Annotated in this window: 10 protein-coding genes; 5 read left to right on the top strand and 5 right to left on the bottom strand. The window is 69.4% G+C overall.

Going from position 1 to position 12,325, the window contains the following annotated elements; translation table 11 throughout:
* Positions 1 to 8 precede the first annotated feature (8 nt).
* On the top strand, positions 9 to 1,292 hold the full coding sequence (locus ACEN9J_RS32805) for an MgtC/SapB family protein (RefSeq protein WP_413765345.1): 1,284 nt from the start codon (positions 9 to 11) through the stop codon (positions 1,290 to 1,292).
* A gap of 38 nt (positions 1,293 to 1,330) precedes the next feature.
* The gene (acs, locus tag ACEN9J_RS32810) at positions 1,331 to 3,328 is read left to right on the top strand and encodes an acetate--CoA ligase (RefSeq protein ID WP_413765346.1); all 1,998 of its coding nucleotides are present in this window, start codon (positions 1,331 to 1,333) and stop codon (positions 3,326 to 3,328) included.
* 9 nt (positions 3,329 to 3,337) lie between these two features.
* On the opposite strand, the gene ACEN9J_RS32815 is transcribed toward acs, so the two are convergent.
* Both ACEN9J_RS32815 and ACEN9J_RS32820 read right to left on the bottom strand, forming a co-directional pair.
* A complete protein-coding gene (locus ACEN9J_RS32815) occupies positions 3,338 to 4,327 on the bottom strand; it encodes a Bug family tripartite tricarboxylate transporter substrate binding protein (protein WP_296724185.1) in 990 nt (329 codons plus the stop codon).
* A 33-nt stretch (positions 4,328 to 4,360) separates the two neighbouring features.
* Positions 4,361 to 5,164, bottom strand: a complete 804-nt coding sequence (locus tag ACEN9J_RS32820; RefSeq protein ID WP_296724188.1) for a crotonase/enoyl-CoA hydratase family protein — start codon at positions 5,162 to 5,164, stop codon at positions 4,361 to 4,363.
* 166 nt (positions 5,165 to 5,330) lie between these two features.
* On the opposite strand from ACEN9J_RS32820, the gene ACEN9J_RS32825 reads away from it, so the two are divergent.
* Positions 5,331 to 6,002, top strand: coding sequence for a TetR/AcrR family transcriptional regulator (locus ACEN9J_RS32825; RefSeq protein ID WP_296724190.1), 672 nt, complete (start codon positions 5,331 to 5,333; stop codon positions 6,000 to 6,002).
* Position 6,003: 1 nt separating this feature from the next.
* On the opposite strand, the gene ACEN9J_RS32830 is transcribed toward ACEN9J_RS32825, so the two are convergent.
* Complete coding sequence (locus tag ACEN9J_RS32830; RefSeq protein WP_413765347.1) at positions 6,004 to 7,665, bottom strand: tannase/feruloyl esterase family alpha/beta hydrolase; 1,662 nt, start codon at positions 7,663 to 7,665, stop codon at positions 6,004 to 6,006.
* A 174-nt stretch (positions 7,666 to 7,839) separates the two neighbouring features.
* The gene (locus ACEN9J_RS32835) at positions 7,840 to 8,898 is read right to left on the bottom strand and encodes an AraC family transcriptional regulator (RefSeq protein ID WP_296724197.1); all 1,059 of its coding nucleotides are present in this window, start codon (positions 8,896 to 8,898) and stop codon (positions 7,840 to 7,842) included.
* Positions 8,899 to 9,049: 151 nt separating this feature from the next.
* Between ACEN9J_RS32835 and ACEN9J_RS32840 the strand changes: the two genes are divergently transcribed.
* Together ACEN9J_RS32840 and ACEN9J_RS32845 are read left to right on the top strand one after the other, a co-directional pair.
* Complete coding sequence (locus tag ACEN9J_RS32840) at positions 9,050 to 9,487, top strand: nuclear transport factor 2 family protein (RefSeq protein WP_413765348.1); 438 nt, start codon at positions 9,050 to 9,052, stop codon at positions 9,485 to 9,487.
* 15 nt (positions 9,488 to 9,502) lie between these two features.
* Positions 9,503 to 11,206, top strand: a complete 1,704-nt coding sequence (locus ACEN9J_RS32845) for a long-chain-fatty-acid--CoA ligase (protein WP_413765695.1) — start codon at positions 9,503 to 9,505, stop codon at positions 11,204 to 11,206.
* Positions 11,207 to 11,224: 18 nt separating this feature from the next.
* On the opposite strand, the gene ACEN9J_RS32850 is transcribed toward ACEN9J_RS32845, so the two are convergent.
* Complete coding sequence (locus ACEN9J_RS32850) at positions 11,225 to 12,214, bottom strand: Bug family tripartite tricarboxylate transporter substrate binding protein (protein WP_261213298.1); 990 nt, start codon at positions 12,212 to 12,214, stop codon at positions 11,225 to 11,227.
* Positions 12,215 to 12,325: the final 111 nt, after the last annotated feature.

The following is a 12,325-nucleotide window of genomic DNA, read 5'->3' on the forward strand; positions in this document are numbered from 1 at the left end:
CCATCCCCATGACCACCGGGGCCGAGTGGCCCTACCTGGAGATCCTGGTGCGGCTGGCGCTGAGCCTGGCGCTCGGCCTGCTGATCGGGCTGGAGCGCGAGCGCCGCGGCAAGGAGGCGGGGCTGCGCACCTTCGGCTTCATCTGCATGCTGGGCGCGCTCGGCGGCCTGCTCGGCATGCCGGTGGCGCTGCTGTGCCTGGCGCTGGTCGGCGTGCTCGCGGTGCTGCTCAACGTGCAAACGCTGCGCGCCGGGCAGGGCGCCGAGCTCACGACCTCGGCCGCCATGCTCGTGACCTGCCTGGCCGGCGTGCTCTGCGGCCAGGGCCACACCATCTCGCCCGCGGCCGTGATGGTGCTGGCCACCGCGCTGCTGGCGTGGAAGGAACGGCTGGCCGGCTTCTCGGCCGGGCTGACCGAGAGCGAGATGCGCTCGGCGCTGCTGCTGGCCATCCTCGCGATCGTGATCTATCCGGCGCTGCCGGCCGGGGCCGTGGGACCGTGGCACCTGGTGGAGCCGCGCGCCGCCTGGGTCACGGTGATCCTGATCGCGGGCATCGGCTTCGTGAACTACATCCTCTGGAAGCTCTACGGCACGCGCGGCACCGAGCTCTCGGGCTTTCTCGGCGGGCTGGTGAACAGCAACTTCACGGTGATCGAGATGGCCTCGCGCGTGGTCGCCACGCGCGGCGCCTACGTGGGCACGGCCTATCGCGGCATCCTGCTGGCGACCACCGCGATGGTGGTGCGCAATGCCGGGCTGCTGCTGATCCTGGCGCCGCTCGCGCTGCTGGGCGCCTCGGGCGCCTTCGCGCTGATGATGCTCGCGAGCGCGGTGCTCGTGCTGTGGAGCTACCGGCGAGCCACGCGCGGCCCCGTGCCCGACGTGCCCGAGATCAAGCTCGACCTGCCGTTCTCGCTGCCGCTGGCGCTCAAGTACGGCGTGGTGTTCCTGGTGCTGCACATCGTCGGCGGCCTCACGCAGCGGCAGTTCGGCGATGCGGGCTTCTACTTCGTGAGCGTGGTCGGCGGCCTGATGTCGAGCGCGAGCGCCGTGGCCGCGGCCGCCGCGCTCGCGTCGCAGGGCAGCCTGTCGGCCACCACCGCCGGCACGGGCGCGGTGCTGGCCTCGCTCACGAATATCGCGTTCAGCATGTCCTTCGTGCTGCGCACGCGCGAACGCAGCCTCACCACGAAGCTGTGCACGGCCATGCTGTGCATCGCCGTTGCAGGCGCCGTCGGGCTGGCCGGCCGGCACCTGGTGCTGCCGCTGATCCTGCCGAGCGTCGGTTGAGCGCCGCATCGGTCCCTCACTTCTTGAACCCCATACCCATGAGCCATCCCTCGAAGAACATCGAATCCGTCCTGGTCGAGAACCGCGTGTTCCCGCCCGATGCCCGCGCCACGCAAGGCGCCCGCATTTCCGGCATGGCCGCCTACGAGGCGCTGTGCAAGGAAGCGGAGGAAGACTTCGAAGGCTTCTGGAGCCGCCAGGCCACGACCCACCTGCAGTGGAGCAAGCCCTTCAGCAGGATCCTCGACGAATCGAACGCGCCGTTCTACCAATGGTTCGGCGACGGCGAGCTCAACGCCAGCGCCAACTGCCTCGACCGCCACATCGGCACGCCCGTCGAGAACAAGACCGCCATCGTCTTCGAGGCCGACGACGGCACCGTCACGAAGGTCAGCTACAAGGAACTGCTCGCGCGTGTGAGCCAGTTCGCCAATGCGCTCAAGGCGCAGGGCATCAAGAAGGGCGACCGCGTCATCGTCTACATGCCGATGACGGTCGAGGGCGTGATCGCGATGCAGGCCTGCGCGCGCATCGGCGCCACCCACAGCGTGGTGTTCGGCGGCTTCTCGGCCAAGGCGCTGCAGGAACGCATCATCGACGCCGGCGCGGTCGCGGTCATCACCGCCAACTTCCAGCTGCGCGGCGGCAAGGAGCTGCCGCTCAAGGCCATCGTCGACGACGGCATCGCGCTCGGCGGCTGCGAGTCGATCAAGACCGTGTTCGTCTACGAACGCACACCCTCGGCCTGGAACCGCGTCGAAGGCCGCGACAAGACCTTCGCCGAGGCGCTGGCCGGCCAGAGCAGCGAGTGCGCGCCCGAGCCGGTGAATGCCGAGCACCCGCTCTTCATCCTCTACACCTCGGGTTCCACCGGCAAGCCCAAGGGCGTGCAGCACGCCACCGGCGGCTACCTGCTGTGGGCCAAGATGACGATGGACTGGACCTTCGACATCCGCCCCGAGGACGTGTTCTGGTGCACCGCCGACATCGGCTGGATCACGGGCCATACCTACGTCGCCTACGGCCCGCTCGCGGCCGGCGCCACGCAGGTGGTGTTCGAGGGCATCCCCACCTTCCCGCATGCGGGACGCTTCTGGCAGATGATCGAGAAGCACAAGGTCAGCGTGTTCTACACCGCGCCCACCGCGATCCGCTCGCTGATCAAGGCGGCCGAGGGCGACGAGAAGGTGCATCCGAAGAACTGGGATCTCACGAGCCTGCGCATCCTCGGCTCGGTCGGCGAGCCGATCAATCCCGAGGCCTGGATGTGGTACCACCGAAATATCGGCGGCGAGCGCTGCCCGATCGTCGACACCTTCTGGCAGACCGAGACCGGCGGCCACGTGATCACGCCGCTGCCGGGCGCCACGCCGCTGGTGCCGGGCTCGTGCACCTTGCCGCTGCCGGGCATCATGGCCGCGATCGTGGACGAGACCGGCAAGGACCTGCCCAACGGCGCGGGCGGCATGCTGGTGATCAAGCGGCCCTGGCCCTCGATGATCCGCACCATCTGGAACGACCCCGAGCGCTTCAAGAAGAGCTATTTCCCCGAAGAGATGGGCGGCACGATCTACCTGGCGGGCGACGGCGCGGTGCGCAGTGCGGATCGCGGCTACTTCCGCATCACGGGCCGCATCGACGACGTGCTCAATGTGTCGGGCCACCGGCTGGGCACGATGGAGATCGAGTCGGCGCTGGTGTCCAAGACCGACCTCGTGGCCGAGGCCGCGGTGGTGGGGCGTCCGGACGACGTGACGGGCGAGGCGGTGTGCGCCTTCGTGGTGCTCAAGCGCGCGCGCCCGACCGGCGAGGAGGCCAAGCAGATCGCCACCGAGTTGCGCAACTGGGTGGCCAAGGAGATCGGGCCGATCGCCAAGCCCAAGGACATCCGTTTCGGCGACAACCTGCCCAAGACGCGCAGCGGCAAGATCATGCGGCGGCTGCTGCGCAGCATCGCCAAGGGCGAGGCGATCACGCAGGACACCTCGACGCTCGAGAACCCGGCGATCCTGGAGCAGTTGTCGCAGACGAACTGATCCGCGCGCCTACGACTCCGCCGTGAAGCCGATGCGCCTGACCAGCGGTCCCCAGCGTTCGAACTCGGCCTGCTGCGACTTCGCCATCTCGTCCGCGGTCGAGCCGCGCGCGATCAGGCCGACGACGCCGAGGCTGTCGATGACGGCGCGCTCCTTGACCGCGGCATTGACGGCCGCGTTGGCGCGGGCGATCGCGGCCGCCGGCGTCTGCGCGGGCGCATAGAAGCCGAACCATTCCTCGGTCGTGAGGTCCGCGAAGCCCTGCTCCGCGAAGGTCGGCACCTCGGGCGAGAACGGCGAACGCTGGCGGCCCGAGGTCGCGATCATCCGCAGCTTGCCCGCGCGGTGGTTGGCGAGGAAGTCGCCGCTCGGCGTGACCATGGCGGCGATCTGCCCGCCCACCACGTCGGTGATGCCGGGCACCGAGCCGCGATAGGGCACGTGCCGCAGGTCGACGTTGGCCGTGAGGCCGAGCAGGGCGCCGATGAAGTGCGGCGTGGAGCCCGCGGCCGGCGAGCCGTAGTTCGCCTCCTGCGGATTCGCCTTGGCCCAGGCCAGGAAGTCCCGCACGGTGACCACGCTGGTCGGCACCTTCGGTCCCACCGCCAGACCGTGGTGCATGACCGCGCCGATCGACACGGCGGCGAAGTCCTTGTTCGCGTCGTAGCTGAGCTTCGAGTAGACGTGCGGATAGATCGAGGTGCAGGAGAACGGCGACAGCGCCAGCACCGAGCCGTCGGCCGCCGCCGACTTCAGCACCTCGAGCGCGATGCGCCCGCCGGCCCCCGGCCGGTTGTCGACCACCGCGACGTTGCGCGAGTACGCGGAGCCCGCGACCTTCTCGCCGATGCGGCGCGCCACGCTGTCCCCGGCACTGCCCGCGGGAAAGCCGTAGTAGATCTTGACCTGGTCCAGTGCCTGGGCAGATGCCGCGAGCGGCAGCAGCGAGGCGAGGGCGCCGCCGCCCGCTGCCTGAATGAAGGTCCGTCGTGTCTGCATGAAAGTCTCCTCGGTCGTTGTGAATGTCTTGTCTCAGGCAGCGGGCGCGATGTGCGTGCCGGCCTGCGGCGTGCGCACCTTGGCGCCCGCGCCATCGAGGAAGGCCTGCACGCGCAGCTTCGCCTCGGGCGCGCTCTGCGTGATGGCGCTCATCAGCGCTTCGGTCATCAGCCCGTGGTCCGCGGGCTGTTCCGCGATGCGCGGCAGCGCCTGCATCACCGCGAAATTGGTCAGCGGCGCATTGCGTGCCACCTGGTGGGCCAGTGAGAGCGCGTGCGACCAGGCCTTGCCTTCGGCCACGAGGTACTGCGAGAAGCCGACGCGCTCGCCCTCGTCGGCGCGGTACACGCGGCCGGTGAGCATCATGTCGGCCATGCGCGAAACGCCGATCAGCTTGGGAATGCGCACCGATCCGCCACCGCCGACGAAGATGCCGCGCGTGCCTTCGGGCAGCGCGTAGAAGGCGCTGGCATCGGCCACGCGCACATGGCAGGCCGCGGCCAGCTCGAGGCCGCCGCCGATCACGGCCCCGTGCAGCGCGGCGATCACGGGCACCGGGCCGAACTGGATGGCATCGAGCGCCGCATGCCACATGCGCGAGTGCTGCACCGCCTGCGGCGGATCGCGGTGGGCCAGTTCGGACAGGTCGAGCCCGGCGCAGAAGTGCGCCCCATGGCCGCCGAGCACGGCGGCGCGCACATGGCCGGGCAGGTTCTCGAACGCATGCCGCAACTCCAGCACCAGGCCGTCGTTGAGGGCATTGCGCTTGCCGGCGCGGTTCAGGTGCAGGTGGGCGATCTCCTCCTGGAGTTCGAGGGTCAGGAACTGGTACTGCATGGCTTTCGATGAGGTCGGGGAAGGAGCTTTTTCGCGTTTCTCAATACACGTACAGATGTGTATGGCGAAGCGATGCTATCAGCCGGATCCGGACGAACGGATCAGGGTTTGCCCAAGGGAAGCGGCCCTGACTCTGGTGCATGCGGGCCTCCGCTATCATCGGCGCATGCTGACGACCACCCCTGGCAAACCGCGCCCGCGAAAGGCCTCGGCCGCCCTGCAGCGCAAGAGCGAGGCCGGCGCCAAACCGGCCTCCGAGCGGTCCCAGCTCGGGCCGTCCGACTGGATCGTGGCCGCGACCGAACTGCTGATCGACAAGAGCATCGATGCGGTCCGCGTCGACGTGCTGGCCAAGCTCCTGCAGGTGACGCGCGGCTCCTTCTACTGGCACTTCGTCGATCGCGACGACCTGCTCAAGCGCATCCTCGTGAGCTGGCAGGAGGCGCAGACCGAACAGATCATCGCGCGCTACCGCAAGCAGGGCGTCGAGGCGCAGGACCTGATCGTCGAGCTGGTCGAGCTGCCGTTCCATGGCCGCGCGGCCATGAAGGGCGCCTCGGTCGAACTCGCGGTCCGGGCCTGGGCCCGGCGCGACGAGATGGCGCGCATGATCGTCGACGAGGTCGATGCCAAGCGGCTCGCCTACATCGAGGAATGCTTCCTCTCGTGCGGCTTCGACGCCAGGTCCGCGCGCTCGCGCGCCTTCACGCTCTATTGCTACATGCAGTCGGAGTCGCTGTTCAGGAACCAGGGCTCCGCCGCCGACAAGGCCGAGCGCCGCCGCTTCGTGGCCCAGATGCTGCTGGCGCCGGAGCCCGGCAAGGCCCAGGCACGCTAGCTCAGTCGTAGGCGCAGCTGAAGCTGGCCGCCAGGTTCTTGTCGCCGGTGCCGCGGTACTTCGGCCAGGTCGGATAGCAGCACAGCGGACGGGTCATCTCCACGCTCTTGCCGTCGGCCGCGAGCCGCGCCGCCGTGAGCGAATCGTCGGGCGCCTTGCCCTTCTCGACCCAGTTCTCGAGGATCGCGAGGTTGTCGACGATGCCGGCACCCGGGCCGCCCGGACCATGGACCACGCCCGGCAGCATGTAGAAGCGCATGAAGGAATCGGTCGTCTCCTGGCCCAGCTTGCCGACCACGCTCTGGTAGTAGTCCGTGGCATAGCCGGGCGGCACCAGGTTGTCGCTCGCGCCGGCCCACAGCAGCAGCTTGGCGCCGCGTCCCGCGAAGGCCGACAGGTCGGGATTCGTCGCGTTGACCTTCTCGGAGAGCTCGAGCCAGCGCGCCGGATCGGCCCCCGGCGTGTAGCCGAGCACCGTCGTGTTGACGTTCGAGGTCACCTGGTACTTGAGCCACCAGTCGGAGAAGAAGTAGAGCTGGCTCGCGGGTGCCGTCGGGCTCGCGCCGAACTGCGCGATGGTCCAGTTGCCGGCCGCGGCAGCCTCTCCGCCCACGCCCCAGGCCGGCGCCCTGGTGATGCCGTTCGCCACCGGCACGGGCAGCGTGAAGTCCGAGCGCATGAAGTCGACCGACGCGATCTGCGGATCCGACAGGCAGCTGTCGCCGCTGTCCGCGCCGCCCGGGCAGCGCAGCGTGCGCACGTCGAAGCGGCAGGCGCTGACATGGGAGATGACGCCGTCGACCGCGCCATCGAGGCCATCGCAGGCCGCCATCTGGGCATCGCCGAACAGCTTGATCTTGGCCGGGCTGAGCCAGCCAGCGCCGTTGTTCGAGAACGCCAGCTTGGCCAGCGCGATCCCGCGCTGGATCACGTTGCTGTAATCGACCACCGGCTCGCCGGCCACGATGCCGTCGTAGCTCTGCGGATAGCGCTGCGCCTGCAGCAGCGCCTCGCGGCCGCCCGTGGACATGCCGTAGAAGTAGGTCCTGGCGGCGGGCTTGCCGTAGATCGACTGGATCGCGGCGCTGGCCGCCTTCAGCACCTGCGGGTGGTAGGCGAAGGCGAAGTTGTCGAAGGCCGAGGGGTTGTTGAGCGTCGAGCTCAGGTCAGGCACCTGCACGCCGCCATCCGCGCTGACCCATGCATAGCCGCGCTTGTAGACGTCGCCATTGGCCAGCATCACGAGGTCGGGCCCGACGACCACGCCGTCGTAGCCGCCACCGCCGATCTGCACCAGCCGCTGGTTCCACACCGAGTCCTCGGGCAGGTCGATGCGGAAGTTGATGGTCGAGGTGGGCGAGCTCACGATGGCGCCACGCACCTGGCAGGTCTGCAGCGTGGTTGCGGACGCGGCCATCACTTCGGCCGTGGCGATGCTGCCCGGTCCGACGGCCTTGCCGACGAGTCCGCTGCAGCGCTCCTTGAACGCGGCCCGCGGGGCCGGCGGTGCGGATCCCAGCCCGTTGGCGCCGGCATTGGCCGCTGCGATCGCGGCCGCCAGCGCGGCCGCGTCTCCACCCCCGCCGCTGCCGCCTCCGCAGCCGGCGACCAGCGCGGCCAGGCTGCATGAAAGGGCAAGGGCTATCGATCTGTTGCGAGTCATGTTGTCTCCGGTTTGGGGCGCCAGTTCGATCATTCACCATACAGATGTGAATGGTCGGAGCGGATGATAGGGAGAGCGAAGCGACGCGCAGCCAGGGCTTACCCTGACTTTTCCATACAGAATTGAATGGTCGAAAAAGACTCGGCCAGGCGCCGAGAGCGCATCGATCCGGGCTCAGCCCGCGTGCCGCGCCCGGTAGGCAGCCGGCGCCAGCCCGGTCCACTTGCGGAAGGCGCGGCGGAAGTTCGCCGCCTCCGAGAACCCGGTGCGCAGCGCCACCTCGTCGATCGTGAGGCGCGTGCTGCGCAGCAGATCGGTCGACAGCTCGAGCCGCGCCTCGTCGACCAACTCCTGGAAGCGCACGCCCTCGTCGGCGAGCCGGCGGTGCAGCGTGCGCACCGAGAGCCCGAAGCGCTCGGCGAACTGCTCGGCGCCGGGCATCTGGCCGCGCCCGCCCAGGCAGGCCATGCGCACGTGTTGCGCGAGGCCGCCGCCTTCGCCGGCGTTGTGCTGCAGCTTCTCGCACACGCGCCGGCACTGGTCGGCCGCATAGGCATTGGCCTGGGGACAGGGGCGCCGCAGCAGCTCGGCATCGAAGGACCATTCGAGCGTGCCGGCATCGAAGCGCACCTCGCACTCGAACATCGCCGCATAGGCATCGCCATGCGCGGGACGCGGGTAGGGCAGCTTCAGCGAGCGGGAAGGGAAGGGCGCGCCGAGCACGCAGCTGGCCAGGCTCAGCGTGGTGCCGATCCAGAACTCGGTGGCCAGCGGCAGCAGGTCGCCGAGGTCCATGACGTCGCGGCCCTCGAACTTCGCGAGCCTGCCCTCGAGACGGAAGCGCTTCTCGAGCACCGGGCCGACCAGCTTCAGGTGCTTCATGCCGACGATGATCGCGTCGCCGATGGTGGCGCAGCTCGCGGTCGCATAGCCATAGATGCCGAAGTCGCCGAGCTGCTGGCGCGCGCCGGCGCGCAGGCCCACGTCGGGGTGGCGGCTCAGCCGCTGGGCATTGCGCAGGATCGAGATCTTCTGCGCGTTCGACATGCGCGCCTCGGAGTCGCCGAGCTGCCGCGCCTGCACACCGCTGCCCCGCAGCAGGGTGTCGGCATCTATCCCTTGGTCGGCCATCTCGCGCACCAGCGCGCGCAGGCCCAGCATGCTGTGGACGATCGCGTCCAGGTCCCTGCCGTGGCTGCCGACGATCTCGAAGGTGGAGGGGGAGGCGTCCATGTCCATTCGCGGGCTTCGGGTGGTTGGCAGATTCTGACCCCTCGCTGGCGCGATCGACCCTGGTGCTACCACCCGCCCGGCGGAACACTGCGCGGCGATCCGTGCCCTTCGGCACCGGCTCTCCAACCAGGAACGAGACATGCCATCACCCATGAACGCCGACCTCCGGCATCCGCTGCGCGAGGTCTTCGAGCGCTACCACGCGAGCTGGGAAGCCCGCTCGCCCGAACGCATCGCCGCGCTGCATTCGCCCGACACGGTCTTCCAGCTGCACGATGGTTCCGCGCCCGTGCACGGCCGCGCGGCATTGCAGCAGCAATGCGCCGCCATGTTCGCGAAGTTCGATTTCGCGCTCGAGCCGCTGCGCCTCTTCTTCGGCGACGGCCACTGGACCTTCGAATGGTGCACGGCCATCGCGCTGCGCGATGCCGAAGGCAGTCCGTTCACGGCCACGGTCGAGATGCTCGACCTGGTGACGGTCGATGCGCGCCACGAGGTGACTCGCAAGGACGTCTACATGAACGGCGCGCAGGCGATGGCGGCGTTCAGCCGCGCGGGCATCGCCATGGATGGCGGCATCCGGTACTGAGCGCGGGGCATGACCATGCAAGACCTCCCGAACATCCCGCATTGGCCTGCGGGCGTTCCGCGCACGCTGGCCCCCGCACGCACGCCGCTGTGGGCCAACCTCGAGACCAGCGCGCGGCGCCATCCCGATCGCGCCGCCTTGGTCTTCCTCGGGCGCGAGTTCCGCTACGGCGAACTCTGGCAGGCGGTGCTGTCGCTCGCGGGCCGGCTCCACCGCCTCGGCGTGCGCCAGGGCGACCGGGTGCTGCTCGACATGCAGAACTGCCCGCAGCTGGTGATCGCGCATTTCGCGATCCTGCGCGCCAATGCCGTCGTGGTGCCCATCAACCCGATGAACAAGGCGCAGGAGCTCCGGCACTTCATCGCCGACGCGCAGGCGAAGCTGGCCTTCACCACGGCCGACCTCGCGGCGGAGATGGTCCGTGCCAGCGATGCATTGCCGCCGGGCGAGGGCCTCGACCACCTGGTGGTCACGCGCTTCACCGATGCCTTCGATCCCGCGGCGGTGCCGCCGCACGAATGGCCCGTTGCCTGGCGCGAGTGGCTGACCGCGCCGCATCCGATGCCGGCGCTGCGCCGGGGCCAGGTGCACGACTGGGCCGATGCGGCCAGCGGCGACGAGGCACCGGCGCCCACCTGCGCCGCCGGCGATCTCGCAGCGCTGCCCTACACCAGCGGCACGACCGGCCATCCCAAGGGCTGCATGCTGTCGCACGCGGCGATCATGCACAACGCGATGGCGGTCAAGGCCTGGAACGGCCTCGTGCCCGAGAGCGTGAACCTGGCCGTGGTCCCGATGTTCCACATCACCGGCATGGTCGGCGTGATGCACGCGGCCATCCACGCGGGCGCGTGCTCGGTGCTCATGCCGCGCTGGGACCGCGAGGTGGCGGCGCACCTGCTGTCGGCGCGCGGCGTGACGCACTGGGCCAACATCCCGACCATGGTGATCGACCTGATGTCGGCTTCCGCTTGGGAGCGGCTCGATCTCTCGCGCCTGGCCTACATCGGCGGCGGCGGCGCGGCCATGCCCAAGGCGGTCGCGCAACGGCTGCTCGAGAAGACCGGACTGCGCTATGTCGAGGCCTACGGCCTGACGGAGACAGCCGCGCCCTCGCACAGCAATCCGCCCGACGCCGCCCGCCAGCAGTGCCTGGGCCTGCCCTACATCGGTGTCGACGCGCGCGTCATCGATCCGCAGACGCTGCAGCCGCTGGGGCCGGAACAGGACGGCGAGATCGTGGTGCGCGGGCCTCAGGTCTTCGCGGGCTACTGGCGCCAGCCCGAGGCCACGCGCGCCGCCTTCGTCGAGATCGAGGGCCTGCGCTTCTTCCGCACCGGCGACATCGGCCGCGTCGACGCGGACGGCTACTTCTTCATGACCGACCGGCTCAAGCGCATGATCAATGCGTCCGGCTTCAAGGTCTGGCCCGCCGAGGTCGAGGCGCTGATGTACCGGCACCCGGGCATCCAGGAGGCCTGCGTCATCGCCACCCGGGACAGCTACCGCGGCGAGTCGGTCAAGGCCGTGGTGGTGCGCCGGCCCGGGCATGCGGAGCTCGACGAACGGGCGTTGATCGATTGGTGCCGCGTGAACATGGCGAGCTACAAGGTGCCGCGCGCCTTCGAGTTCGCCGAGACGCTGCCCAAGAGCGGCAGTGGCAAGGTGATGTGGCGGCTGCTGCAGGAGCGGCAGGACGCGGCGGATGCGGCCTGCTGACGCCGCGCCGCTCACCGCTCAATCGAGCTTGATCCGCGCCTCGCGGATCACCTTGCCCCACATCGCGCGATCGGCATCGATGAAGGCCTTGAACTCCGCCGGCGTGTTGCAGCGCAGCTCGCCGCCGTAGTCGCGCCACTTGCGCGCGAGCTCGCTCGACTGGCAGGCCTTGCGCATCGCCGCGCTGAGCTTCTCGAGCACGGGCTTGGGCGTGCCCGCGGGCGCGAGCAGCCCCTGCCAGGCGATCGGCGCGTAGTCGGGCAGGCCGGCCTCGGCAAAGGTGGGCACGTCGGGGAAGCTCGGCGCGCGCTCCTTGCCGGTGATGGCCAGCAGCCTGAGCTTGCCGGTGTGGATGTTGCCCGCGGCGGCCGGCAGGCCGTCGAACATCAGCTGCACCTGGCCCGCGATCAGGTCGACGTAGGGGCTGCTGCTGTTGTAGGGCACGAGGTTGGTCTTCACGCCCGCGGCGCTGTTGAACCACAGGGCCGACAGGTGCGAGTAGCTGCCGATGCCCGCGGTCGCGACCGCCACCGAATCGGGCCGGGCCTTGAGCGCGGCGATCAGTGCGCGCGCGTCGCGCGCCTCCACGCCGGGCGTGGCGATCAGGCCGGTGTTGAGCACGCCGAGCAGGCTCACGGGCGCGAAGTCCTTCTCGGCATCGAAGGGCAGCTTCGAATAGAGATGCGGCACCACCGACAGCGAGCTGGTGGTGCCGATGTAGAGCGAGTAGCCATCGGCCGGCGCCTTCGCGGCGACCTCGGTGCCGATGATGTTCGAGGCACCGGGGCGGTTCTCCACATAGAAGCTCTGGCCCAGCAGCTTCGTGAGCTCGGCCGCGATCTCGCGCGCGTTCGCGTCGGGGCCGCTGCCGGCGGGGAAGGGGGCAATGATCCGCACCGCCTTGCTCGGGTAGTCGGCCTGGGCCCAGGCCGCGCCCGCCAGCACGCCCGCGACGGCGATGCATCCATGGGCCAGCCAGCGGCGGCCCCGCGTCTTCGAAACAGTCATCGGTTTGTCTCCATTCGATCTTGGGTGCGGCTTGCACCGGTCGCGATGATAGATAAAACATAGTTATTGTCAAAATATGAGAATAACTATAGTATTTCATCATCGAGACGG

It is taken from the genome of Variovorax sp. Varisp41 (genome assembly GCF_047325085.1).
Lineage (GTDB): Bacteria > Pseudomonadota > Gammaproteobacteria > Burkholderiales > Burkholderiaceae_C > Variovorax.